This window comes from Shewanella sp. 0m-8, from assembly GCF_052977265.1.
Window position 1 is genome coordinate 204,021 of sequence record NZ_JBRIMB010000002.1, and the last position, 26,953, is coordinate 230,973.

Consider the following 26,953-nt stretch of genomic DNA (forward strand, 5'->3'; position numbering starts at 1 on the left):
CTTCGAATGACGGATCATTATATTTTTTGTATCGTTGCTAATTGGTAGCGTGCTTGAACTTGTAGCTTCATGGCTATCAATCGCCTCCAGCGAGGGATGTGCAGATACTGCCGTGACACGCTGCAAGTCCATCCTTGGAAGCTCGACCATGACGTCCATGTCATGGACAGTCACGGCCGCATCTACACCGGATAATTGGTGCTCTCATTTAGCCATGGTGGTTCGATTTCTAAATTGAAAATGCCCCAAAGTGTGTTTACCTAACGTATAAATTTAGCGTTAACATCATTTTTTTTAAAGCACTGAACTCACCACGAAGCGCAGCGCTTTCACGAGGAGTACGCAGGTGAAGATCTTAAAAAGCTTAAGCCGTTGCCTTTGTTCGTGTCCTCCGTGTTCCAACAACATCCGTGTTTAACCGCCAGTTCGCTATCCCTAGCTCTCGCTTATTAGCACATGGCTTCACCATATTCGCCGTGGTGAGCCACATTTATCGCTTTTGCTTTTCCTGTAGCGAACAACGAAATTTGGCCCCTTCTTTTCCGTAGGTCGGTATTTATGCCGACAAATCTAGTATAAAACCAAGATTGATGGGCTAAAGCCCAACCTACAAAAGAGAATATGTTTTCTGGCTGCTCTTCTTTGCTTTTATCATCTTTACTCTTTCTTAGCTTTACCGCTTTTACCGTGAGCGCAGCGCTCCGTAAGTGACGCTGTCACGTTCCCTAGGCCGCTGGCCGTACGGCTCTTCCCGTCTTAGCTTGAACCGTCTTTGCTTTTCCTAGGACCTAGGGCCTGCTTTTCCTCAAACCTAGCCCCTTCTTTCCGTAGGTCGGTATTTATGCCGACAAATCTAGTATAAAACCAAGATTGATGGGCTAAAGCCCAACCTACAAAAGAGAATATGTTTTCTGGCTGCTCTTCTTTGCTTTTATCATCTTTACTCTTTCTTAGCTTTACCGCTTTTTCCGTGAGCGCAGCGCTCCGTAAGTGACGCTGTCACGTTCCCTAGGCCGCTGGCCGTCCGACTCTTCCCGTCTTAGCTTGTATCGGCTTTGCTTTTCCTAGGACCTAGAACCTGTTTTCCTAGAACCTTCTTTTCCGTCTTAGCTTTAAAACCGATACACTCTGTAACACGACTGACCTTAAGTCTTTAAAGTGCGCGCCGATAACCAAATAACATTCTTAATTAATCGAGCTACATATGGCAGTTACTATTTCTAGTGCGAATCTTCAACCTAACATGAGCCATGGCGATGTTGGCGTTAAAGTCGCGCAAATGGCTAAAGACCAACAAAAAATTGAAGGTGATATCGCATTAAGTTTGATCAATGCCGCGATACCCGATACCCCACAGGCGCCTGTCGGTAACACTGGCCACAATATCAATACTACGGCCTAACTCGCTTCATTTAGTGATTCTCGGCTCTGGTTACCACTGTCGATGGATTCATATATACCCACCTTTAGATCAGTTGGGTATAAGTACCTATCTCGTCCCGCTGACTTTGCTTGATACAACAAGCGGTCAGCTACCTGTAACAATTCAGCGGCCTCCATAGATATTTGCCACTGCGCCACACCTTGAGAAACGGTGACATATTTTGAGGCTGTAGAACTCGGATGCACGAGTTTAGCTTCAGCTAATGCACGTTGGATCTTTGCAGCGACCTTTACCGCGCCAGTTAAATCCGTATCAGGTAGAGCCACCACAAATTCTTCACCGCCATAACGCGCCACGAGATCCCTCGGCCTTTCAAGCGCACAGTTCAATACCTTAGCAACGTTAATCAAATACTCATCGCCCACTTGATGACCAAGACTATCATTAAGCGGCTTAAAGAAATCCACATCGACCATGATAATGGATAACGGTTTGTCACTTCGAAGTGACGCTTTCATCTCTTGAGTTAACACCTCATCAAAGTGACGGCGATTACTGATATTGGTCAACCCATCAATCAAAGCTAAGTGCTTAAACTGCTGCATTAATTTCTTATTCTCGATATTACGGGTCACAGCTTTAAATAACCAACCAGAGATAATTTTCTGGCCTGATAAGATAATGCCAAAAAAACATAAAAACTTGGTGATGGGATAAACCAACACTTGCGAATATTGCAGTGAATGGTAGCTCGCACTAAAAATCAAAAATGGCAGAATAGTCAGTAGCATTGCATGGCGATGGGGAAATAAGGCTAACGCAAAAACCAGTACTAGAACGTCAGCTAATGACTCTATTCCCGGCATATTCTGTGCAGATAACAAGGCAAGATTGATGAGAACGTAACACCAGCCAATAGTTAAAAACGCTAGGTAGGTATATGTTTTATTTACGCTAATACGGCCAAGCCCTTTAAGCTTTACCGTAATAATCCCGATAAAAACAACTGCAAACAATGGCAGCGTTTTTAATTGGAGTAACTGAATGTCATCATAAAGGCTATCAAAATAATACGTATTGGCCAGCACCACAAATAACAGCGCACAACTGACGTAAGTCGCCCATAAAATACCGCGCTTTAAAATGGTAAACGTTTCTCTTTTTATCTGCGCGTGATATCGATGTGAATTCAGGGCCATTCTCCATTACTTATTACAGCTCTATGACTCATCCACTAAAAAAGCCAGCTTTTGCTGGCTTTATAGTAACGACTAATCGCTTTAGGCTGCAACATTATCGCTGCTAGAGTCATCAACTTTCTTATGTGTAGAGTCTTCAACTTTACCGGTATGAGAGTCATCAACATTATGACGAATTAGGTAATCAAATGCGCCTAGCGAAGCCGTTGCACCACTGCCCATGGCGATAATTATCTGTTTATAAGCGGAGTTAGTGACATCACCTGCGGCAAACACACCTGGCAATGACGTTTCACCTTTAGCATCGACAGTAATTTCACCGCGAGCTGTCATATCAATAGTGTCTTTTAACCATTCTGAGTTTGGCACTAAACCAATCTGAACAAATATGCCAGCAAGTTCAACATGATGCGACTCACCTGTTGCTCTATCGGTGTAGTTAAGGCCATTAACGCGCTTACCATCACCGGTCACTTCTGTGGTCATCGCCTGTGTAATAATCTCGATATTGCCCATCGATTTTGCTTTACGCTGCAATACATCATCGGCACGTAAGCTTTTATCAAACTCAAGCACAGTAACGTGCTCAACGATATTAGCTAAATCAATCGCGGCTTCAATACCTGAGTTACCACCGCCAATCACAGCAACACGCTTACCTTTAAACAGTGGGCCATCGCAATGTGGACAGTATGCCACGCCACTACCACGATACTCTTGCTCACCCGGTACGTTCATTTCACGCCAACGAGCACCCATTGCTAATAAAATTGTTTTACTGCGCAGCACCGCGCCACTTTCAAGGGTTAACTCAAATAGCTCACCCGACTTTAAGCTCAAAGCGCGTTGGTTATCCATGATATCCACGTCATATTCATGCACGTGAGCTTCAAGATTAGCGACCAACTTTGGTCCTTCAGTCGCCTTAACCGAGATAAAGTTTTCAATACCTACCGTTTCAGCCACTTGACCACCAAACTTGTCGGCGACAATACCGGTACGTAAACCTTTACGCGCCGCATAAATGGCAGCCGATGCGCCAGCTGGGCCGCCCCCCACCACTAATACCTCAAACGGTTCTTTTTCATTTAACTGCTCGGCTTTTCTACCGGCAGCATTCACATCAAGCTTATTTAAGATCTCTACAGTACTAATGGCTCCCATAGAGAACTGCTCGCCATTAAGGTAAACAGAAGGTACGGCCATGATGTTACGTTCATTCACTTCATCCTGAAACAATGAACCATCAATCATCACGTTAGTAATGTTAGGGTTAATCGCCGCCATCATATTCAGTGCTTGCACTACTTCCGGGCATGTTTGGCAGCTTAGCGACACATAAGTCTCAAACTGATACTCGCCCGGCAGTTGACGGATTTGCTCAATCACATCGGCATCCAATTTTATTGGATGGCCGCCGCTGTGCAGTAAGGCAAGCACTAGTGATGTGAACTCATGCCCCATAGGCAGACCAGCAAAGGTAATTTGGCTGCCAATCCCTTGACCTAGATCCGGGTTAATCACCGACATTGACGGCGTGCGCTTACCCACTTGCTCAGTCACTGAAATAAGTGAAGATAGGCTATCAATATCTGCAGCTAAAGATTTAAGCTCTTGCGCTTTTGGGCTGTCATCAATAGATACAACCAGCTCAACTGGGTGCTTGAGGTTTTGCAAATAAGTGTTCAGTTGATTCTTGACGTTTGCATCTAACATGATGACTCCTAAATATTAAAAGCTAATCTGGTATAGGTGAGCAGGCAGTATTAGCCATAATGCGGTTTAGTGTTAACCAAAACAAAGAGTGCTCACAAAAAATAAAAAGTGGATACAGAAAATAAAAAATAAAACTGTTATATAAATCGTACTAACTCATTAAAAATAAAAAAGTAAAAAAAGGCTGTAGAAATAAGAGTTTGTTCAGCTTAGCTTGCAGGGGGGCACTAAGCTGAACAATGGAGAGAGCCTGGTGAAGATGGCTACCAAGCTAACCCGTTTGGGGGACAAGCTAGCGAGGTAAACACCTTACTTTCAACTCAATCTAGATTTAGATCTTACCGACTAGGTCGATTGATGGTGCAAGTGTTGCTTCACCTGGCTGCCACGCTGCCGGACAAACTTCACCGTCGTGTGTTGCAACATATTGTGCAGCCTGGATTTTACGAACTAACTCTGCTGCGCTACGACCAATACCTAGGTCATGTACTTCAGCCACTTTAATCTCGCCTTCTGGGTTGATAACAAATGTGCCGCGTAGTGCTAGACCGTCTTCTTCAATCATCACACCAAAATTACGTGTGATAGTGCCTGTTGGGTCACCAATCATTGGATACTGGATCTTGTTGATGGTGTCTGAACTTGCATGCCATGCTTTGTGAGTGAAGTGAGTGTCAGTAGATACTGAGTAAACTTCAACGCCCATAGCCTGTAGCTTCTCGTAATGGTCAGCCATGTCGCCTAGTTCAGTTGGGCATACAAAGGTAAAGTCAGCTGGGTAGAAGAATACGACTGACCACTTACCTAGTAGGTCTTGCTCTGTCACTGGGTGGAAGTCACCTTTGTGAAAAGCAGTTGCTGTGAATGGCTTGATTGTAGAGTTGATAATTGACTGATGCATGTAATGCTCCGTTTTATAATTAAAGTTGAAAATACTATTTCTTAAAATTCAACAAACTGAATGAGTGATGATGAGTCTCTTAACGCCAGTTCGTTTTCGATGGAAGAATAATAGCGGAGCCAATGAATTAATGATAACGGGTAAAAGCTATCATGCTAATCTGTTTTTCCGAACAAGATTAACAAGCCTGCGATATCAGGCTTTCGCCTGAAAAGTACGACGCATAAGTACGGTGCATAAGTACGATAAAAAATGGACTTAAAGGTTTTAAGTAAAAGAGGGCAAGCAAATTTGGATTTTGGCACAGAGAAGCTAAAAACTATAAGTAGAAAATAGACTCGCTAACACATCGATAAGTATTAGCGAGACTTTACTCTTACTCCCAGACTTTTACTTTACTCCCAAAGGTCGAAGCGGGTTAGCGATCTCGCCAACTGAAAATCAAGCTGCTGCGATAAGGACTGCGCCTTGGTCTTGAGTGCACTGGCGGTAATGTCGCGCTTGACCTTACCCGCAAACACCACCCAATTGCCACTGCCAGTTAGGCAAGCACGTACTTCTACAAAATGCATATTAAGGTAGGCAAGTAGCTCACGGTTTTGGCTATGCTCTTTCCAGCAATTGAGAACCAAGTAGCCATCGGCTTTAATTAAGGCCGCGCACTGGGCAATAAAGGCCTGTGACACCTGCGCGGCATCCACCCCTTCCGCGCTGTAGATATCAGCAAAAACAATATCCACCTTCTTATGATCGCTAGCCTCTAGAAATTGCTTGGCATCTTGATGAATGACTTTAAGCTTTTTACTCAGCGGCAACTGGAAATATCGCTTAGCCAGCGCTATCACGTCATCTCTTAACTCTACTGCCGTTAACTTAATACCCGCATCAAAGTGGCGCAGCGCATGAATAAGTCCACCACCACCGAGCCCAAGCACAATTGCACTTTTAGGTTGGCTATAGAGTAGAACCAGCAACATGGCTTGCACATAGGTGTGCTGCGGAATATGCGGAGTGGCCTTGAGCAATTTGCTTTGTTCGTCGTTATCGCCAAACGCGAGGATCCGTGTTTCCTTATCCTCTAATACAATAAGCGGACCATATTCGTCTTGGGTTTGGTGTAATACTTGATAATCTGACATGCGTTCTCCGATATTTGGAGCGCTATTATGCGTTAAATAGTACTTTAATAAAATGGTGACGTTCTAGATGTAACAAGCGCTGATACCGCGCATGAGCAGCAACAATTAACCCACATTACCAGACAAAAAACAGCACAAAACCAAACTTAAAAACAAATACCACACCAAGCAAACAAGCACCACTAAGATCGAGACAAACACTACAATTTACCAACCTGGATTTGCTAGCGCTGTCACATTTCATTTTTGGCTTATACATACAATCAGCGCCATTCTCAATTCAGTAAAATTAAACCAATGAAAAAGACAATCTCTGCCGTCGCGCTAACGGCAATTCTAAGCACTCAACTTACCGGTTGTATGGGCCAAATGGGCCTAAGTGCTATGGTAACTAAAGCTAACCTTAGCGCGGTTGATAACCGTTATGGCCGTGCTGGTCTATTTTTACTTATGAGCCCAATTTATGGCTTCGCTGCAACTGGCGATCTATTTATCCTTAACAGCATCGAGTTCTGGACGGGCACAAACCCTATCACTGGCCGTTCCCCAGCGGTAGTCGATATGCCAGTTGAAGCTATTTTCAAAGTGAACCAACACATTGATGGCGATCTAACTAGCGCCCCGCTAAAAAACATCAAGTTAACTAGCGCTTCAATGGTAGCGACTGATGACAATACTTTGGCCATGACATTGGTTTATGAAGATGGCAGCCAACAGGTAATGTCAGGTGTTAAGCAAGACGAGCATGTCGACTTCTACCTAGATAGCACTTTCATTGCTCGCGTGAGCACTGATGAGCTTGCTGCATACCAGCAAGGTTAATGATTAGTATTTACTCCGTGACATACAAAAGGGCCAGTAATACTGGCCCTTTTTTTATTCGCAGTCTTATTCTGGAATGTGATTACACCTTTTATTGTTAGCGTTTTATGCTTAGTGCTTTATTCTTAGTTCGTTACTTCAGCGTTCGCTGAAAAAACGCTACCGCTTGCAGATACATCTGAATCGCTAACGCTGGATCATACCTATCACCCTCATCTCGCATAAAGGCATGCTGGGCGTTCACCTCCAGCCAGTTAAACTTAACCTCTTTGGCTTCAAGCTGCTCATAGAGAAGCTTTCGCCCCTGCGCAGAAACATGGGGATCTTGCTTACCAAACACCATCACCAACTCTGCAGCAATATCACCCGTACGGCTCAATGAATCATTACCTTTATCACAAGGCAAGGTGTTGGAGTGTATGTCTGTTGGGTACAAACAAAATGCCCCCTGAATATCTGGATTAAGCGCCGCGCGATAAGCAAGGTGGCCACCAATACAGACGCCCATACTGCCGATATTGCTACTGCAAAAACTTAAGCTGCGAGCAAAGTCGACCAGGGCCTCGGTATCACTATCATGGTCTTCAAGGCGCTTAGCAAATTTGTCGGCATTGCCTTTATCTTTACCGATATCATCGTACTCAAGCACGGTACCGATAGGGTTTAGTTCATGAAACACTTCAGGCACGAGTACCACAAAGCCATGCCCAGCAAGAATCGCTGCAGCTCTTGCGATTGGGGCGGTTTGTTGAAATATCTCTGAGTAGAAAATAATACTGGCAAACTGCCCCTCACAATCGGGGCGATACAGGTAGGTTCGCATGATTCCTGTTGCGGTCGAGATATCATGAACTTCTTGAGTAATGATCATCGGCTTTCCTTAAGCGAGTCAGATAAATAAGTGCAATATCGATTACTTAACCTTTAAGCGTTAATACAACTCGTTAGGGCAATGTTCCCCTGCAAGTAACTGCTTAACATTACTTAAGGTTGTATGTGCAATTGCACCTAATGCTTCTTCGGTTAAAAATGCCTGGTGACCGGTAAATATCACATTGTGGCAGGCTGATAAGCGTCTAAATACGTCATCTTGAATGATTTCACTCGACTTATCTTCAAAGAAAAGCTCTTTCTCATTCTCGTATACGTCTAAACCGAGCGAACCCAGTTGTCCCGATTTCAGCGCTTCCATGGCATCGAGCGCATTAAGCAAACCACCACGGCTGGTGTTAATAACCATGACGCCGGGCTTCATTTTTGCAAAGCTACTCTCACTTAATAAATGGTGGTTCTCTTTTGTTAGCGGGCAATGCAGGCTAATAACATCACAAATAGGATATAGCTGCTCAAGCGTTATGTACTCAACGCCTAAATCAATAACCGCTTGGTTAGGATAAGGGTCATGAGCTACCACTTTACAGCCAAAACCTTGCAATACTTTAATGGTCGCTAGGCCTATTTTACCCGTGCCAATCACGCCCACTGTACGGCCGTGCATATTGAAGCCCACTAGGCCTTCTAAAGAAAAATTTGCATCTCGGGTACGCTGGTATGCTTTATGGATTTTACGATTAAGGGTTAGCATAAGTGCCACCGTGTGCTCTGCGACTGACTCAGGCGAGTAAGCGGGCACATTAACGACCTTCATCCCTAGGCGCTCTGCAGCCTGTAGGTCGACGTTATTAAAGCCTGCACAGCGCATAGCAATAATCTTTGTTCCGCCTTGAGCGAGTTCAACTAGCACTTCTTCACATAGGGAATCATTCACAAAGGCACAAACAACCTCAAAGCCTGCTGCTAATTTTACTGTTTGCATACAAAGACGATAATCGAAATATTCAATGCTGGCGCCGAATGCGGTATTGGTGCGGTCAAAATGCTGCATGTCGTAATGTTTGGCGCTAAAAAAGCCTATTTTCATTGTAGAAACCTTACCTTAGGAGGAGGGAAAACCAGAACAGTGTATACCAATCGGTATTATGATATTAGCAGATTTGTTTGAGGGCTATTACACGATACCTAAGCCAGTTGAAGATGCAGGATTCAGCGGGCATTTTCAAGTCGTTTGGGTATACACCTGATTGAAGATGGATGTCTTTGCGAGTAAATGATAAAAAAGCGAGAAAGAAAAAGTGATAAAGAAAAAGCGAGCTCCTGACAGCTCGCCTTTCCTGCTTGCTCTGAATTGATGGTAAGAAAAGGATACGTTCTCTTATCAATTCAGACCTTTTCTATTATTGACTGAGCATAAAAATATCAATAACAGCAAGGAGTAAGCTAATGAATATGAGATTATCATTAAGACTAAACAGGTATCGATATATGCTTCACAAATTTATGACATCAGTACTTAATTGGACATGATTTATACAGTCGTCCCCGCTATTTAACTTACATAACGTCATTAGTGTCTGAGCGTGTGATCCCTCAACACTTTTAAAATGGTTATTTCCTGATAAGATTTGCCACAATCAAACAGTATAAGACTCCTTAATATGGCCAGAAAAGAACTCACTGAAAAACAATTTATGATCCAACGTTTTTCTAAGACTGCACTACGTGCTTTACACATATTAGGGATCACTGGTGCAGGCGGTGGCATTTTGTTACATGTACCTCAAGAACAGTGGCAAATATATTGGATTATGGCCATGAGCACAGGCTCAGCCATGATGCTCTGGGAGATGGTGCGAGACTGGCGCTGGTTGATCCAGCTTAAAGGCGTTCTCACTATCGCCAAGCTTGGCTTGCTAGCACTGTTCATTCCTCTTGCCTCATATAAACCGGAACTGCTCATTTTTATCGTGTTACTATCTGTCGTCGTATCTCATGGCCCTGCAGGCTTGAGGCATTTTTCAGTTGTACACGGACGCAGAATTGATGGCAGAAAAGAAGTTAAAGGCTAATAGCGCAGAATTAATCACCCAGTTTGCTACTTTATCAGACTATCTAACACCCGCCTGCAAGGTGCTAGATCTTGCCTGCGGCAGTGGCCGTAATGGCCAGTGGTTTACCGATAGAAATTGCCAGGTTAGCTACCTTGATAAAGACCTGACAGGCCTTGATATTGCTCTGCCAGATAAAACCACTGTCATCGAACGACTCGAATGGAACCTCGAAGATGGCAGTGCTCCACTCCTCCCCCAAGCTCACTACGACATAATACTGGTATTCAATTACTTACACCGGCCTTTGCTTAACCAGATTATCGATAGCATTAAGCCTGGTGGTCTGATCATTTACGAGACGTTTACCGAGCAGCAGGCTCAAATTGGTCGACCTCGTAATCCTGACTTTCTACTTAAAGCGGGTGAATTAAAAGCAATATTTGCTAACTGGAGCTGCCTACATTACTCTGAAGATCTATTCGGAGAATTACTTAACGCCAGTTATAAAGCGCAAATTATTGCGCAAAAGCCGTTGGGATAAACAGGACTAATTAGAGGCACAATATGTTTCCATACCCAGAGCAGTATCGAATCGCACTCCCGCCGATAATCACAGGTTTAATGGTGGTATGGGCGCTTCTCAGTCGACTGGTATTTGGTGACGCCAGTGTTTTAAGCCTCTATCCACTGCTTGCTCTTTTTCCTATCGTAATCATTTTACACGGCTTACTCATTTGGGATGCCAGAAGCATGGGCCGCTTAGATCAATCCTTTTATGCGTTGATCCACTGTATATTGGCCTTTGTGGTTTGGACCTTTGCCATAATGCATGTCAACGGTAATGGATTTTCATAACGCTATTGCATCAGCTTTCAACTCTTTGCTAGGTCTGCATTGACGAATAACGATTGGTGTCGATTGTAGCCACAATTATCTTAAATCTGCTTGCATGAAGAACAGTCTAAGAGGTATCTTTGCCGCGCATTTTTAATAAGGTTCCATCATGACTGATTTCGTCTACTCACCTCCAACCACGCCCTGGCTTGAAATACTTTATCAAGATAAAGATATCATGGTAGTTAATAAGCCTTCAGGACTACTATCCGTTCCGGGACGAGATCCTGCTTACGCCGACAGTACCTATAACCGCGTACTTGCAGAGTTTCCTCATGCCAAAATAGTACACCGTTTGGATATGGCGACCTCAGGTGTCATCGTGGTGGCATTATTGCGCAGCGCTGAGTCTGAGCTAAAGCGTCAATTTAGAGACCGAGAAACCGAAAAAACCTATTATGCGCGTGTGGCTGGTTACGTTAAAGACACTCATGGCAGCGTTAATCTGCCGCTGATTTGTGACTGGCCTAATCGACCGAAACAAAAAGTCGACCATAAGGTAGGTAAGCCATCGCAGACCCATTATGAAGTGATCAGTCGTGGTAAACGCTCAACCTTGGTCAAGCTGACACCGATAACGGGTCGTTCACATCAGCTCCGCGTGCATATGATGGCCTTGGGTCATCCGATTTTAGGCGATAACTTTTATGCTGACCCATTAGCGAAAAGACTCGCACCCCGTTTACTGCTGCATGCTCAGTCACTCACGATTACCCATCCATATACTAAAGCAAGAATGACTTTCAGTTGCGATGTTCCCTTTATGGAAGCTAAGGGAGAGCAGTAGCCTTCTTAGCAACTAAGCTGAGCCCACTGAGCTGTTCCTACTGAACTGAATCAACTAAGCAGCACTATCTAACGATGCAAACAAGTGAGCCCCGTCACTGACTTATTTGATAAATTGGTAGAATATTCCTCAGAAAATACGTAGATTGTTTAACTAACCAATAAGCAATTGACGTATTTATTATGGAAACCCCATTTCAAAGAGACTCACTCGATAATCAAATCTTATCTGCATTAATGAAAGAAGCCAGAACCCCTTTCGCAGAGCTAGCTAAACGCTTCGGAGTGAGCGCTGGTACCATCCATGTGCGCGTCGAAAAAATGAAGCAAGCAGGGATCATCACAGGGGCACAGATCACCGTTAACCCTAAAGCGCTGGGTTACGACGTCTGCTGTTTTATCGGTATCAACTTAAAAAGTGCCGGTGACTACCCCGCAGCAATCTCCAAACTCAATGCCTTAGAAGAGGTGGTTGAAGCCTATTACACCACAGGTAATTACAGTGTATTTGTAAAGGTAATGTGCCAGTCTATTGATGGACTGCAGCATGTTCTGATTAATCGTATCCAATCAATCGATGAGATCCAATCTACTGAAACACTCATCAGTCTGCAAAACCCGATTGTACGGGCGGTTAAGCCTTAAAACTAATAAAAATAAGTTATAAGTTTTAGTCATTACACCTAAATGTATCGGAAAGAGTTATAAACACTTTTTTCGACACCTTTGTTACCAACAGTTGAATTATATGTTACAACCTTGTCAACCGACTTAGTTCGGGTAGCTATAAAAAGCAAGAAAATAAGAAAAATATGACCGCGACCCATGTAGGTTTAGGCAAATTGACAAGGAAAATGTTGTGAAAACTAAATTATCTATAGCGATTACTGCTGCACTCGTTTCTAACGCTGCACTTGCTGTCAGCCATGCTGATGAATCTCCAACTTACAAATCATTTGACGTGACTCAAACTGTCAAGCAACAAACAATGCACATTAATGCCCCCACCGTAAGCGGAATGCCTAACCAGTATGACGCGCAGCTAGCCAGAACAACTTTTCAATGGGCAAGTAAAACTCAGTCTGTACCGAGCTTAGCAGCTCTTTCTTTAGAGAATAAGGCTTCACATGCTGCTGAGTTTTATTTAGGAAAATTAACCGGAATATCTTCTTTAAAGCAGGGAGTAGCTCAAGCAGTTCTAGTTAATACACATGATCTAGGTCGCGGCCCTATCATTGCAAAATATAAACAAGAAGTTTCTGGAGTAGAAGTATTCAATCGTGAATTTAACATCATGATGGATCGTGACTTTAAACTTGTAGCATCTTCTGGTTATTTTGCGTCAGAAAGAGCAGCTAAATCTGTTTTTTCTGCTCTAAAGAACATTGATGGTGCATTTGGTGATGCAGCTAACTCTATCAGCGCAGCATTTAACGCAATGGGCGGCGACAAAAATGCTATTACGTTAAATGTAAAATCCTCAAATGATAAATATGAAAAATTTGCAGTCGTTAACTCTTCAAACAGCAAAGTAATCGTTGGCGAACCTAGAGCTAAAAAAGTATTTTTCGAACATAAAAACAAAATGGTAGCTGCTCACTACGTAGAAATAGAAACTGGTGAGTTTGACAGCCGTGATTCAGAATATTTTGGCTACGTCATTTCAGCTAAAACGGGTGAAGTGCTATTTAAGAAGAACCTCACTAGCCACGCCGCTGATTTTAATTACCGTGTCTATGCAGATGCAGACGGTAAACCCTGGGACAGCCCACACGGTAATGTTATGCCAGCCCCTGCTGGAAGTGATACTGACGCCTACCTAACAGCTCCTTATCTAGATGCACCAATGGTGTCATTAAAGTCTGGCCCTATCAGTACTAGGGATCCTTGGTTAGCGAGCGATGCAACTTCTACTCAAGGTAACAACGTCACCGCATATGTTGATGCAATTGCACCGCAAGGGCTTTCCAATGGCGATTATCTTGCCGATATAACAAGCAGCAATACATTCGATTACCCATACAATGATAAAGAAGCTGAATATTCAGTAAACAACCGTAAGGCTGCAATTGTTAACCTATTCTTCATGAATAACTATTTACATGATGACTTCTATGACCACGGTTTTGATGAAGTATCAGGTAATGCTCAAGCATCAAACTACGGCCGTGGTGGCGTTGAAGGTGATGCACTAAACGTAGAAGTCCAAGATAACTCAGGCTTTAATAATGCCAATATGAGTACACCTGCCGATGGCGGCTCTCCGCGCATGCAAATGTACCTATGGGAAACAACCCAAGCTGTAAATGGCGTTGATTTTGGTATCGCAGCTACATCCCATACCTCTATTGGTATGTTGGAAAATATTGGTTTTTCAGTATTTGGCCCGGATACATTCAAGGTTTCAGGAAGTGTCGTTCGTATTGATGATGGATCAACTGTAACCGATGGCGCTGCAGGCACTATTTATGACGGTTGTGAAGCAACAACCAATGCTGCTGATATAACCGGTAATATTGCAATAATCGATCGCGGCGCTTGTGCATTTACCCAAAAAGTTAAACATGCTCAAGATGCTGGCGCCATTGCTGTAATCATCGCGAATAATAAAGATGCTGATGCCGTAATTACTATGGCTGGAGATGATGAAAGCATCACCATTCCTGCCATGATGGTTTCGCAAAATGAAGCGGCGGCTATTTATGCGCTACTAGATGCAAATGAAACAGTGTCGATAGATATGTTCAAAAATGATTTATCCCGTGTTTTCAAGGATAGTTCATGGGATAACGCTATTGTTGCACATGAATGGGGACACTACATAAGTAACCGTTTAGTCGGTAATGGATCGGGTCTAAGCAGTAATCAAGCTCGCTCTATGGGTGAAGGTTTTGGTGACTTCCATGCCCTACTGTTCGGCTCTGACGCTGCGGATAACTTAATCACTGGCAATGAAAACTATGCCGGTGGATATGGTGATACTACTTATGTAGCTAGTTTTGTTAATGGTATTCGTGAGTTCCCATACTCGACTAATATGGAAATCAATCCATCGACCTTCGCTTATGTGGAACGCGACCCAGAAGTTCATGGCTCTGGTGCCGTTTATGCAGCCATGTTATGGGACGCATTCATTGGGCTAGCAAATGATGAGCGACATACTTTTGATGAAGCAAAAGAGCTGATGAAAGGCTACCTTGTTGCTGGTTATAAGATGATGCCTATGGCACCGACCTTTACTGAAGGTCGTGATGCGCTTTTAGCTGCCGCATTTGCAAATGATGAACAGGATTACAAAGTTATTCTCGGTGCCTTTGCTCGTCGTGGTATGGGGCTAGGAGCTAAATCGCCAAGCCGTTTCTCTACCGATCACGCAGGTGTTGTTGAGTCATACAAAACGACCTTATCTGCTTTTGAAGTAGCTGATCACCAGTTAGATACTGATTACGAAGGGTCGACACTAGGCTATTGCTCAAAAGATAGCATTTTAGATAAAGGCGAAACGGGTACAGTTAGTTTCACTATTGAAAATGGTGGAGACAGCCTGTTAACAGACTTAACGGGTACTATCGAAGTCGTCAGTGACCACGATATCACTTTTGCTAATGATGGTAAGGTCAGCTTTGCAGATATCAATTTATTTGCATCCGCTACAAGTGAGCCTATTGAATTTACGCTAAACGAAGCTGGTACGGGAGACGAGTTAGTACTTAAGTTTGTACCAAACCTTGCCGACGGCGTAGAAGCTGATGAGTACACGCTATCAACAACAGTCAATGTTGACTTTGAGACCCGTGAGCTAGTTGGTACCACTCAATATGAAGATTTGAATACACTTTCAAGGCTTAAAGATTTCACCGAAACTGTGTTGGTTGGTGGTGATATGGCAAAGGGTACCTTTGGTCTAGATCAGTGGGATGCAACGGATGGCTTTATCTCTGCTACCGGCAATAGCTTTACCTCTGATGTAGGATACCAAACACGTCCAACATCTGTAGGTTACGACGGCGAGTTTACTATTGCTTTCTGGCATTTATATAACTTAGAAGCGGGCTACGATGGAGCTGTTGTTGAAGTCAGTATTAATGGCGGAGATTGGGCTGATGTTACTAAAATGGGCGGAACATTCCTAGGTGATGGCTATACCGATACCGCTCTTGAAGAAACTGAAGCTGCAATTGCCGGACAAGATACTTTCTCAGGCCTAAATTATGGTTGGGAAACCATTAGCTTTGGTGAGTCTTTGAATGGTAACGAAGTCCAGTTCCGCTTCCGTATTGCAACTGACTCAGCTGTAGTGCCTGAACCTGAATTTGGTTTTGCCGCTGGTTGGTATATTGATGACATCACGTTCACGAATACACAAACCAGCATCTTCTCTAATGTTATAGCGGGTGATACATACGCCTGTGACAACCGTCTTCCAACCGTGACAGCAAGTGCTAGCGCAACGAGCGTAGATGAAGGTGAAGCTGTAACGCTGTCTTCTAAAGTTGTTGATCCTAACGCTGCAGATAGCCATACCTATAGCTGGAAGCAGCTCTCAGGAACGAGTGTAGAACTCATTGATGCAGACAAAGCCGTTGCGACCTTCAATGCACCTATGGTTGAAGAGAACGAAACTCTTGAGTTTGAAGTCACTGTCAACGATGGTACAGCTGATGTAACTAGTAAAGTTAGCGTTAAGGTTGAAGATGAAGTTGAAATCAACATTGTCGATACTAGCGGTGGCTCATTAGGTTGGTTATCACTAATACTACTTCCGCTTGCTGGACTTCGTCGCCGCAAATAACGCTTTTAGCGACATAAGATAGTGCTGTAAAAATGTACTTCACAATAAAAAAGCCATAACGAAAGTTATGGCTTTTTTATTCTGCTTTATTCGTCGTTTTAATAGTACTCAGCCTTGCTACGCCCGCTATAATCGATTTCTATTTCGACCAGGATCAGCTTTTCATGCCCCTTAAGCATTAGGTATAGCTCGTATAAATCAGCATTGTTATCTACAGGCGTTAGACGGTAAGTTTCAGAGGCAATAGTTTCAATTGTAAAGGACGGCTCTACAAAATCGACAGTTTGCTTACTTTGCACAACAAAGCTGCCTTTAAGTACACCAGATTCCGACATATTCGGGTTAAACACAGCTGTGCCTGTAACTAACCGGGGGGTGTCAGCAGTATATTTATCACCGTTTAATAAGTAACTTCTACCATTTGGCTTCAATGTTTCAGTTTGTCGTTTTAATGAGGATGTTACTAAAGGTTCTGCCGCAACGTCAGCAATTAAATTCGCATTGGAATTGGCGTTAGTATCTTCATTGCTAGGATTAACCCCTAGAGTTGTTACCGGAGTTGCTTTATCTGCAGTACAACCGGCACCTAGACACAATAGTGCCAGTAAGGGGATTAGTCTCATAAGATTGCTCCAAATAAAATCTTTATATGTACTTGCTCTTTGATTTGTACATTATCATAACATTAGACATTTTGAAGATTTTAGAATGATTTAAATCTCAAACAGGTTGGTCATCACCTTATAAAGTTCAGTGCCTTGGTACACAGAAGCTGAGGCAAAATGTAGGATAGGTACACAATCTTGCTGAAGGCTAAGCGGAGTTAACTCTTTATCTGTGCCATATAGATCCAGCCTTAATATATTTGCCAATGGACGACCCGCATCAAGCTTTTCACCGAGCACAGCTTGATACTCAACAAGGCCTGCCGTTGGTGCATGAAACTTTTTATAATCTTTCAGGTAACAGCCATACCTTGTCATTTTGGCAGGTTCAACCTTATCACTGACCACACCACGATGACTTAAATAAGCCAAAATACCCATCGCATCATTGGCCGCATCTTCCATATCGATACGTTCTTGGCTTCCAAGCTCTAAAGTAAACGCCCCAACAGGCACCTTAAAGCTGCGTCCTTGAGACTGTACAAATTCGGTTAATTGCCACCAGGGGCAAAATGCCGCTTCATCCATAGCGCCGCCAAAGTCATTAGGGATCACTAAGCTATAAGGAATAGAAAAGTAAGCCGCTGAAGCCACATCGTATTGTGGGCAATATAGATGTTTACACGATTTAGGCCCTGTATGTAGATCTATCACAATATCAGCTGCATGCGCTAAAGACTGCAAAGTCACCGCAAGGCGCTTTCCAGTTGTCACGCCCCATTCACTGTTTAGATGCAACTGGCAAGACTCTATTAGATGTAAACGAAAGGCTTGAGTAAGCGCCTCATTATCTAAATGAGAATGCTGCAGATACCAACTGGCAACATCAAGGTTATGATCTAAGTATTCGCGGTTCCAATTCACCCCAGTAATAGGGTCGAAACGTCCCAGGGTAAACTCACCGCTTTTCTGATTAATACCTAGAGGGTTGGCTAGCGGCAACAGAGTCACCTCACCTCTTACATCCATTTTTTCTAATCGTTTCATCAACTGAAAAATAACCGCGTTACCCTGCACCTCAGCGCCGTGTACATTGGCTTGAATAAAAACCTTAGGCGCTAATGGGTCTTTGCCTGCCATACGATAAACAGGAACATTCAGTTCCTGTCCTGTCGCCAATTCACCGACTTTCAGGCTCGATTGGGTAAATTCCATAAATTACCGTGTTCCTAGCAATTAGTTTAAATGAGGCTTCAAAGCTTTAGTTTTCACCTCATAGCTTTCAAATATTCAGCTTTCAAACATTTAGTTTTCCAGGCCTTAACTTTCAAATAAGTTTTCATGCAGGGCGCGGATCACATTAGCCGCCTCGGCCTCATCGACCAAAATACACAAGTTATGTGGACTCGCTCCTTGGCAGATCATACGTACATTATAAGTTTCCAGTACTTCAAATACCCTTCGGCACACGCCTGGCGTCGAGGCAATATTGTTGCCAATCACCGCAACCAAGGCTAAACCATCTTCAACACGCACGCGGCAATGCTGCGACAACTCTTGCAATAACGCCTCGCTAAGTAAGCCCTGCCCACTTGAGTCAGAGCCAGTTTTATCTAAGGTTAATGCCACATTGACCTCAGATGTGGTGATTAAATCAACACTGATCTTATGGCGGGCTAAGGTTGCAAATGTTTCAGCCAAGAAGCCTTGCGCATGCAGCATTTGTAAGCTGTGAAGATTAAGTAAAGTTTGATCGCGGCGCACGGCAACGGCGCGGTATACCGGCTCACTTTGCACCGTATGGCGGATCCAAGTGCCGCCCTGTTCAGGAGCCCAGCTTGAGCCAACAAACACCTGAATTTTTTGTCTTACGGCAGGCAATATTGTTGCAGGGTGTAAAACTTTAGCGCCAAAGGTCGCCATCTCAGCGGCTTCATTAAAGCTAATTTCGGCAATCGGACTGGCATTAGGCGCAAGTCTTGGGTCTGTGGTGTAAATGCCGGCTACATCGGTCCAGATCTCAACCGCTGTCGCTTGCAATGCTTCGGCCAGCAATGCGGCTGAATAGTCGCTACCACCACGGCCAAGGGTTGTGGTGTTGCCTTCACTATCTGCGCCCACAAAACCTTGAGTCACAATCACTTGCTCTGCAAGTAGTGGCTTAAGATGTGTTTGAGCAAGCTCAGCAATCTGTTCTATTTGGGGTTCGGCGCGGCCATGGTGGCTATCGGTGCGCAGTACTTGACGCACATCAAATGCTGAAGCGTTAGCGCCCTTCTCTCTTAACACTGCAGCAAAAAACACAGATGAGCACATCTCGCCCTGGGATAGGAGTTCATCCATCACGGCTTTGCTACGGGTAAGCTTTAAGCGTTCGCTTAGGGTCGCGATATGGCTCAAGGTACGATCAATTTGAGCCGCCACATCACTTGGGCTGCCTAGCTTATCTAGAATTTGATATTGAATAGAAGCGATCTTTTTAATCAGCGCCTTTGACTCTTCCGCGCTGGTTTCTGCCTGCGTGAGTGCCACTAACTGATTGGTCACGCCACTCGAGGCGCTAACAACTACCACTCGGGTTTGTGGATTAGCAATAATAATATCTGCACAGCGATGCATGGCGTCATAGTCAGCCACTGAAGTGCCACCAAACTTGGCGACGTTTAACTGTGTTTGCTCTTGCGAGCTTGTAGATAATGAAGCATCGACTAACGACATAGTACTGCCTCCACATTATATAGAGACGGCTGACACTGACTAAATTGGGTATTTTGAATAACTAACATGAATAAGCTCCGAACTAACTTCGTTCGAAGAGCCTGGTGCAATGATATGCACCCCATAAGATGGGGAAACAGCGATCGTCACCAGAAGCTCTCCACCATAAAAAACATTGGTGACAATCGACAGGATTCAGCCTGCACAACCAACATTCAAGCCTGACCAAATGGCATTGAATATCTCGGCGCTAATCTCCCTCATAAGCCATCATAGGAGTTTGGTCCCCTCCAACTTACTACCTAGTTAGCGCTCCTCTTCTGTACTTACCTTGTATGAAGCAAATTACTTTCGAAAAAGCTGCTTTGTATACAAAATAACAGGTTAAAAAATATCAAAAAATAACCAATTAAGTCAATGGAAATCTTAGATGATTTAATTTCATACCATATCTGGAAGCTCCATGACCCAATTGACCCGAGGAGAAAATGCGCCCAACAATGTTTCTTGGCAAGGCAACAAGCAAGGAACAAGTTGCAATTGATCCGCTTCAACATAATAAATGGCATTTTGATTAAACTGGTAGCCGAGTTTAATGGCCGAGGCCTTATCGGTTGATATTGCCCAACTCTTTTCCATATGCTTTCTATCTTGAGATGCGCCTATCATTGCTCGGTAGGGAAAGCCCGATCTGTGTATTTCATGTTGAAGTTTTCGGTCTAAAAGACCATTTTGGCAAGGAGTCAGCACGACTCCTTTTGGGTTGTACGCAGTGATGATAGCGAACGATAATTGAGAGGATAAGGTTTGAGTAAACAGAAATTCAGTTTGTTGATAAGTGTGCCAAAGGCTGTCGACTGAGTTGTTCATTGCTAACAAATTCTCCGATTTAGGTGGGATTATTATAGCAAACTCGTTAGCGCTTCCTAGTTACGTGATACAGGTCACACGCGACAAAAATATCAAAACTAATTAAATCAATACTATAGTTTGCAAATAGTGATCTAAATCATATCATCAAGTAATTTTGTTAACATTTCATTTGTTAACAAATGCCTAAAACGAGTACAATAGGGCTTGTTGATTGACTCACGCCGATACATGTAACGAACACATTTTGTTACATATATCTGAAACAGATAGAAGAGTAATCCACACAGCTGTATCAAATGTGATCTATGTTTGATTTAACATTTAAACTTCATAGAAAACGGTCGTTAAGGAACTTTTTCCTACAATTGTTAATCGAAGTTTATACAGTTCACGTTTTTCCATATGTGAGATACCCATACTTTGCTTATCATGCAGTGTGTTGCTGTTTCGAGCCAGTTTTGAAAGCACCTACGTGTATCAGTGATTTATCAGCATAACTAGATGGAGTATAAACTTTATTATACTCATGGTTAGAATTGACAGAGATTAGGTAATTAATATGCAAAACCCGCACATTCTTATTGTTGAAGATGAAGCAGTAACAAGAAACACACTTAGAAGTATTTTTGAAGCAGAAGGATATGTGGTCACTGAAGCCAATGACGGCGCTGAAATGCATAAGGCTATGCAAGACAACAAAGTTAACTTGGTCGTTATGGATATTAACTTACCAGGCAAAAACGGTCTTTTACTAGCTCGTGAACTTCGTGAAATTAATAATATCGGTCTAATCTTCCTAACAGGTCGTGATAACGAAGTTGATAAGATTCTAGGTCTTGAAATTGGTGCTGATGATTATATCACTAAGCCATTCAACCCACGTGAATTGACAATCCGTGCACGTAACCTATTAACTCGCGTTAATAGCACAGGTACAGATTCTGAAGAGAAAAGCGCAGTTGAGTTCTACCGTTTCAACGGTTGGAGCCTTGAAATCAACAGCCGTTCTCTTGTTAGCCCACAAGGTGAGTCATACAAGCTACCGCGCAGCGAATTCCGCGCTATGCTTCACTTTGTTGAGAACCCAGGTAAGATCTTAAGCCGTGCAGACCTTCTAATGAAGATGACTGGCCGCGAGCTTAAGCCACACGACCGTACTGTTGACGTAACAATCCGTCGTATCCGTAAGCACTTCGAAAGCTTACCTGATACGCCAGAAATCATCGCAACAATCCACGGTGAAGGTTACCGTTTTTGCGGTAGCTTAGAAGATTAATTCTAAGCTCCGTTTCAGTACTAATTGAAGTGCTGATAAATAAAAAGCCAGTCAATTGACTGGCTTTTTTTATGTTTATATTTAATCCACCGCTAAGAGTGAATGGCAGCGTCCAATAATTAGAGTATCTACTTAAATAAAATTGAGTTTAATTGAGGCTCAAGATTATTTTTCGAATAATAACAAAGCATCCCCCCAACAATTAACTACCTACAAAGTAGTAGTCGATTGATGCTATTCCATCGGTTGGCATAAATTGCACAAATACTATTGCGCCATCATTCAGCATCTAAGCTAACTATTAATCATATTTAATTTAAAATTCATCATTATTAAAAACGTAGCAATGATCATTAATAATTAATCACCACTACGCTTTACACTTAATAATCAAGAACAAACCAATTACTTTAGTTGACGGTCTAAAAAGTCTGCTAATGAGCGATATAGATGTACCCTCACCTTCTCACCGCGCATCGAGTGCTTAGAGCCCGGATAATCGATCATCTGAAACAACTTACCCTCATCCTGCAGCGCCTTATACACGCGCGTACTGTTCTCAAATAGGACATTATCATCAGCCATACCATGGTACATCAGCAAACCTGACTGATAGCCGGTCACATACGGCAGCACACTGCTGGCCTCATAACCTTCAGCATTCGTCTCAGGGTGGCCTAAGTAACGCTCAGTGTAGTGAGTATCGTAAAGTGACCAGTCTGATACTGGCGCACCTGAAATAGCCGCCTTAAAGTAATCCGGCGCCTTAAATAGGCTCATTAACGCCATATAACCGCCATAGCTATGGCCATAGATTGCGATATTATCAGAATCGACGAAAGGCAAAGTACGTAGGTAATCCACGCCCACCTTCTGATCGTTAACCTCTACCTCACCAAGCTGCTTATAAATCACATATTCAAACTTGGTGCCACGGTGCGCCGAGCCACGGTTATCGAGCTGATAAACAATATAGCCTTGTTGCAACAGGTGCTGAGTAAAGTAGTCTTGATGACTCCAGCTGTTCACCACCAGCTGCGCATGTGGGCCGCCATAAACGCGCACCACCACAGGATACTTCTTCGATGCATCAAAGTTCGTCGGTTTAAACAATCGGTATTGCAACATCTGGCCATCTTCAGCCTTTAGTTCACCAAATTCAGGTACCTGCCATAAACCAAAGTAGTTATATAGCGGGTGACCCTGTTTAACCTCATTTTGCTCAACCCAGGCTAGGCGCTCACCGCTACGGTCGTGCAGGCTCACCTGTGGCGGCTGTGAAAGACTACTAAAATAATCGAGGTACACTGGTTTATTGTCGGCAAATACCGCCTCGTGCATACCGCTACGCTGGCTGATGCTTTCAACCTTGCCACCACTGAGTGCCACGCGATAAAGTTGCTTCTCGGTGACCTTAGTCTTGCGACCGGTGAAGTAAATTTCGCCAGCTTTTTCGTCAACATATTCAACCGCATCGACCGCCCAATCACCAGAGGTTAGCTGGCGAAAAACCTTGCCATCTAGACCAATCAAATACAGATGATTAAAACCGTCTCGCTCTGACGCCCAGATAAATGCCTTTTGCTGCTTTAAAAAGTGCAAATCGTCATTGAGGTTGACCCAAGCTTTGCTGCGCTCTTTAACTAGGTCTTTACCGTTTTTAATATCATCAATTGCCACAACACGTAAGTCTAGCGCTTGCTGATCTCGGCTCTGCCACTGATACGACAAATGCTTACTATCAGGCAACCACTTAACTCGCGGCAAGTAGATATCGGTATCTTTACCTAAATCCACCCAAGCGACTCGTTTATCTTTAAGGGTCACTACGCCAAGCTCGACCTTGACGTTATTCTCGCCCGCATAGGGATAACGCTGCTCGGTCAGCTTAATTCCGTCGGCATAAATTTCATTGCGGGTAACCAATTCCACGCCCGATTCATCGATGCGAGTATAGGCAATCGCCGACTCATCCGGCGCCCACCAGTAACCCGTCATTCTGCCCATCTCTTCTTGAGCTACAAATTCGGCCATGCCATTTTTAATCGCGCCGCCGCCATCGGTAGTCAGCGCGGTGATCTTTTGCGTTTTTAAGTCCAACACATACAAGTTTTGCTCACGCACAAACGACACAAAATGCCCTTTAGGCGAGAGTCTCGCATCAGTCGCAAAGCCCTCACCCGTTTCAAGCAGTTTTACCTTGTTGTCATTGACCGAGTAGTAGTACAGCAAGCCCGCAGCGGGAATTAAAATCGCCTCACCATCGTCAGACCAAAAGTATTCCATGATCCCCTGACCATAAATACGCTGACGCTCACGGCGCGCCTTTTCTTCGTCAGACAATTCACCCGCTTCAAGCTTATCAGCATCAATCAATACGCTTTGCTTGCCGCTTGCTACGTCCATCTGCCATAAGTCATACAAATGTTGATTGTCTTTGCGTCCAGCAAGATAGGTAACACGCTTACCATCTGGTGACAGCTTTAGCCCGCGTGGGCTGCTGCCAGCAAGAGCAGGAGATGCGTACATACGCTCGATAGTGAGTGGCTCGATGCCACCGGGGAGTGATGATGCTTGAGCAGTTGCTGTAGAGCTCAGCACCAAAGGCAAAGAGGCTAGCAGTAAACTCATCCAATTCTTTTTCATTATTATTCCCTGGATTAATCGCGAAATCTTATTCAGTCGTTCCAAATTGAAAGTTAGACTGAAAATTCGCCTACATTGTGCCTTAATCATTAGCAAAACAAAAACTATGCACTCAAACCCTGCTTTAGTCCTACTTGAGAGCAATCAAGCAGAAAGCCAATCTTTACGGCTGAAAAAACTAGCGCACTGAGGTATCATCGCCACAATAATAAAGAATACACTTTTGTCCTGACCTCAAACTCAATTTACTCACGTAAAATTGTATAGGAAACAAGATGCAAACTCTGGCTGAAAACCTGACATCACAAGCAATTTCTCCTACTCTTGAAAAACTTATCCTTACCCTAGCTAACACCTCTAAAGAGATTAGCCACGCAGTACGCCACGGCGCACTAGCAGGCGTGTTAGGCGCAACAGAACAAGAAAACGTTCAAGGCGAGACTCAGAAGAAACTCGATATCATCACCAATGATATGCTCAAAGATGCCCTAAAGGCCGACGGCACAGTGCGTGGTATCGCATCGGAAGAAGAAGACTACGTGGTTGAAGCCGATGCTAACGGCGAGTTCCTAGTATGTTTTGACCCACTAGATGGCTCTTCTAACATCGATATCAACTCGCTTGTAGGTACTATCTTCTCTGTATTGCCAGCCCCTGCTGGCGAGCTAACTGAAAAAAGTTTCTTGCAAGCAGGTCGTAACCAGGTTGCGGCGGGTTATGTGCTATACGGTCCATCAACCATGTTGGCATTAACGACTGGTCAAGGCGTACAGCTATTTACCCTAAACCCAGAAACTAACGAGTTTTTGCTAACAGATGGCGCAATGGCTATCAGCAAAGACACTGGCGAGTTTGCGATTAACATGTCAAACCAACGCTTCTGGGAAGCGCCAATGCAGACTTACATCAGCGACTTGCTGCTAGGTCAAATTGGCCCACGTGAAAAGTCATTTAACATGCGCTGGATTGCAGCCATGGTTGGCGACGTACACCGCGTACTTTGTCGCGGCGGTATTTTCACTTATCCGACAGATAATAAGAACCCAGAAAAGCCATACAAGCTGCGTTTAATGTACGAAGCTAACCCAATGGCATTCTTGGTAGAGCAAGCAGGCGGTAAAGCGTCTACGGGTTATGAAACCATTATGGATATTGAGCCAACTGAGATTCACCAACGTGTAGCGGTTATCTTAGGCTCAGCCAATGAAGTTGATGCTTGTCTTGAATACCACGGTATTGATTACAGCGAAGAACCTGCTGTATAGGTAATAAGATAGGTCCTAGGGGTTGAGATAGGTCCTAGGTCCTAGGTCCTAGGTCCTAGGTTCTAGCAAAAGCCGAAGAAAAAGCGCAATCCTATGTTAGTAGGGTTGTGCTTTTTTTTGCGCCTAGCTTTTTGGCACAGGGAGCTTGTTGTTATCAGGCTGCGCCTGACTTTTAAGTTAGACTGCGTCTAACAACTGAAGCAATCAAGCTGCGCTTGATAAACGTCGTTGCTATGCAACCTATCAGGCTGCGCCTGAACTCTAAGTTAGACTGCGTCTAACAACTAAAGTCGTGAGCTTCCAGCTCACACACGGCCAAGAGGGGATCAGAAAGCCAACAGCAACACTCTCTTGGCTAATTCATTCAAAAGAGTCCCTGCCGCCCCGACGAAGTTGTTGATCCTCACTCATTTTCGAAAATATCTAACGCCTCATATTCGCCATTTGATAGGCAGGAAGCCTGAATGTCTTGAAGTGCATGGGTGCACGAGAAAGACCATGGCTCACCTAAGGCTATTTAGGCATCCATGCCTCAATCACGACATTTACTTCAATGACCTCGGCAACTCCGATGGGGAACTGGTGTTTTCTGTGAGCTAAACGGGGAATTGAGATTAGATATTTGAATATTTACTCTGACCCTGAGGGATCCCCAGGAATTTAATAGCATGCTTGTGGATCCCGAACTAAGCCTTGCAGTGTCTTAATGGCCGTTCGCCAATGCGACTTCAGCAGCCTCAACTTCCTGTCTTTGTATGCTCTCAAGCCTATAAACTGGTTTGAGAGCACGTTGCGGTGCTTTATTGAGTTCGCTTGATATTGCCTGTGTTTACCAGCAGCTTTGACGGCTAAACCTAACAGATAAAGCACAAATTGAGATAGGCAGGCAATGAGTAACAATACACTTAGCCTGCTCGAGATCCGAGTACCACTATCATTCATTTTTAGCCCTGTTTTGACATCTCTAAAGCCTTCTTCTATCTGCATCCTTGTCGCATAAATCTTAACGACTCTTTTAGCCGTAGCACTTGAGTTACAAAGTGATGTAG

Annotated in this window: 22 protein-coding genes and 1 riboswitch; of the genes, 10 read left to right on the forward strand and 12 right to left on the reverse strand. The window is 43.8% G+C overall.

The features are described 5' to 3' along the window. Positions 1-1,204: 1,204 nt before the first annotated feature. Positions 1,205-1,402 (forward strand): hypothetical protein, encoded by a 198-nt coding sequence (locus tag ACVBIO_RS02060; protein ID WP_439267985.1) that lies wholly within the window; start codon positions 1,205-1,207, stop codon positions 1,400-1,402. Here ACVBIO_RS02060 and ACVBIO_RS02065 read toward each other — a convergent pair. From ACVBIO_RS02065 to ACVBIO_RS02080, 4 genes are all read right to left on the reverse strand, one after another. Then, positions 1,399-2,583, reverse strand: coding sequence for a GGDEF domain-containing protein (locus ACVBIO_RS02065; RefSeq protein WP_447162194.1), 1,185 nt, complete (start codon positions 2,581-2,583; stop codon positions 1,399-1,401). The two genes, ACVBIO_RS02060 and ACVBIO_RS02065, sit on opposite strands and share 4 nt — an antisense overlap. 81 nt (positions 2,584-2,664) lie before the next feature. Next, entirely contained in the window at positions 2,665-4,299 is a 1,635-nt protein-coding gene (gene ahpF, locus ACVBIO_RS02070) for an alkyl hydroperoxide reductase subunit F (RefSeq protein WP_447171859.1), read from the reverse strand. A 331-nt stretch (positions 4,300-4,630) separates the two neighbouring features. Beyond that, positions 4,631-5,200, reverse strand: a complete 570-nt coding sequence (gene ahpC, locus ACVBIO_RS02075) for an alkyl hydroperoxide reductase subunit C (protein WP_447162195.1) — start codon at positions 5,198-5,200, stop codon at positions 4,631-4,633. A gap of 395 nt (positions 5,201-5,595) precedes the next feature. After that, a complete protein-coding gene (locus tag ACVBIO_RS02080) occupies positions 5,596-6,339 on the reverse strand; it encodes a spermidine synthase (RefSeq protein WP_447171860.1) in 744 nt (247 codons plus the stop codon). Positions 6,340-6,636: 297 nt separating this feature from the next. Between ACVBIO_RS02080 and ACVBIO_RS02085 the strand changes: the two genes are divergently transcribed. Continuing rightward, on the forward strand, positions 6,637-7,161 hold the full coding sequence (locus tag ACVBIO_RS02085; RefSeq protein ID WP_447171861.1) for a DUF3332 domain-containing protein: 525 nt from the start codon (positions 6,637-6,639) through the stop codon (positions 7,159-7,161). Positions 7,162-7,294: 133 nt separating this feature from the next. Here the strand turns inward: ACVBIO_RS02085 and ACVBIO_RS02090 are convergent, their stop codons facing one another. Continuing rightward, the gene (locus ACVBIO_RS02090; RefSeq protein ID WP_447163176.1) at positions 7,295-8,032 is read right to left on the reverse strand and encodes a dienelactone hydrolase family protein; all 738 of its coding nucleotides are present in this window, start codon (positions 8,030-8,032) and stop codon (positions 7,295-7,297) included. A 60-nt stretch (positions 8,033-8,092) separates the two neighbouring features. After that, on the reverse strand, positions 8,093-9,082 hold the full coding sequence (locus tag ACVBIO_RS02095) for a 2-hydroxyacid dehydrogenase (protein WP_447163175.1): 990 nt from the start codon (positions 9,080-9,082) through the stop codon (positions 8,093-8,095). A 574-nt stretch (positions 9,083-9,656) separates the two neighbouring features. Here ACVBIO_RS02095 and ACVBIO_RS02100 point away from each other — a divergent pair. The 6 genes from ACVBIO_RS02100 to ACVBIO_RS02125 all read left to right on the forward strand — a co-directional run bounded on the left by ACVBIO_RS02100 (position 9,657) and on the right by ACVBIO_RS02125 (position 16,521). Further along, positions 9,657-10,067 carry a hypothetical protein gene (locus ACVBIO_RS02100; protein ID WP_447160978.1) on the forward strand — a complete coding sequence of 137 codons (411 nt, stop codon included), beginning with the start codon at positions 9,657-9,659 and terminating at the stop codon, positions 10,065-10,067. Next, positions 10,042-10,590 carry a class I SAM-dependent methyltransferase gene (locus tag ACVBIO_RS02105; protein WP_447163174.1) on the forward strand — a complete coding sequence of 183 codons (549 nt, stop codon included), beginning with the start codon at positions 10,042-10,044 and terminating at the stop codon, positions 10,588-10,590. Before ACVBIO_RS02100 ends, ACVBIO_RS02105 begins: the two co-directional genes overlap by 26 nt. Positions 10,591-10,613: 23 nt before the next feature. Further along, the gene (locus ACVBIO_RS02110; RefSeq protein WP_447160976.1) at positions 10,614-10,904 is read left to right on the forward strand and encodes a hypothetical protein; all 291 of its coding nucleotides are present in this window, start codon (positions 10,614-10,616) and stop codon (positions 10,902-10,904) included. A 148-nt stretch (positions 10,905-11,052) separates the two neighbouring features. Beyond that, positions 11,053-11,730, forward strand: coding sequence for a bifunctional tRNA pseudouridine(32) synthase/23S rRNA pseudouridine(746) synthase RluA (gene rluA, locus ACVBIO_RS02115; protein WP_447160975.1), 678 nt, complete (start codon positions 11,053-11,055; stop codon positions 11,728-11,730). Between the two features lie 182 nt (positions 11,731-11,912). Then, positions 11,913-12,374, forward strand: coding sequence for a transcriptional regulator AsnC (asnC, locus tag ACVBIO_RS02120; RefSeq protein WP_447160974.1), 462 nt, complete (start codon positions 11,913-11,915; stop codon positions 12,372-12,374). Positions 12,375-12,588: 214 nt separating this feature from the next. After that, positions 12,589-16,521, forward strand: coding sequence for a rhombosortase-dependent M36 family metallopeptidase (locus tag ACVBIO_RS02125; RefSeq protein ID WP_447171862.1), 3,933 nt, complete (start codon positions 12,589-12,591; stop codon positions 16,519-16,521). A 98-nt stretch (positions 16,522-16,619) separates the two neighbouring features. Here the strand turns inward: ACVBIO_RS02125 and ACVBIO_RS02130 are convergent, their stop codons facing one another. The 4 genes from ACVBIO_RS02130 to ACVBIO_RS02145 form a co-directional block, all read right to left on the reverse strand. Further along, entirely contained in the window at positions 16,620-17,144 is a 525-nt protein-coding gene (locus tag ACVBIO_RS02130; protein ID WP_447160972.1) for a hypothetical protein, read from the reverse strand. Positions 17,145-17,234: 90 nt separating this feature from the next. Then, positions 17,235-18,341, reverse strand: coding sequence for a succinylglutamate desuccinylase/aspartoacylase family protein (locus ACVBIO_RS02135; protein ID WP_447160971.1), 1,107 nt, complete (start codon positions 18,339-18,341; stop codon positions 17,235-17,237). Positions 18,342-18,446: 105 nt separating this feature from the next. Beyond that, positions 18,447-19,844, reverse strand: a complete 1,398-nt coding sequence (gene lysC, locus ACVBIO_RS02140) for a lysine-sensitive aspartokinase 3 (protein WP_447171863.1) — start codon at positions 19,842-19,844, stop codon at positions 18,447-18,449. 145 nt (positions 19,845-19,989) lie between these two features. After that, positions 19,990-20,172: riboswitch (Lysine riboswitch) on the reverse strand. A 113-nt stretch (positions 20,173-20,285) separates the two neighbouring features. Beyond that, positions 20,286-20,714 (reverse strand): DUF3293 domain-containing protein, encoded by a 429-nt coding sequence (locus ACVBIO_RS02145; protein WP_447160969.1) that lies wholly within the window; start codon positions 20,712-20,714, stop codon positions 20,286-20,288. Between the two features lie 562 nt (positions 20,715-21,276). On the opposite strand from ACVBIO_RS02145, the gene arcA reads away from it, so the two are divergent. Continuing rightward, a complete protein-coding gene (arcA, locus tag ACVBIO_RS02150; RefSeq protein WP_012153996.1) occupies positions 21,277-21,993 on the forward strand; it encodes a two-component system response regulator ArcA in 717 nt (238 codons plus the stop codon). Positions 21,994-22,398: 405 nt separating this feature from the next. On the opposite strand, the gene ACVBIO_RS02155 is transcribed toward arcA, so the two are convergent. After that, a complete protein-coding gene (locus ACVBIO_RS02155; RefSeq protein ID WP_447171864.1) occupies positions 22,399-24,639 on the reverse strand; it encodes a DPP IV N-terminal domain-containing protein in 2,241 nt (746 codons plus the stop codon). Positions 24,640-24,914: 275 nt separating this feature from the next. On the opposite strand from ACVBIO_RS02155, the gene ACVBIO_RS02160 reads away from it, so the two are divergent. Continuing rightward, entirely contained in the window at positions 24,915-25,904 is a 990-nt protein-coding gene (locus tag ACVBIO_RS02160; RefSeq protein ID WP_447163168.1) for a class 1 fructose-bisphosphatase, read from the forward strand. 660 nt (positions 25,905-26,564) lie between these two features. Here ACVBIO_RS02160 and ACVBIO_RS02165 read toward each other — a convergent pair. Then, the coding region (locus tag ACVBIO_RS02165; protein WP_447171865.1) for a transposase at positions 26,565-26,953 on the reverse strand (389 nt) is incomplete at its 5' end.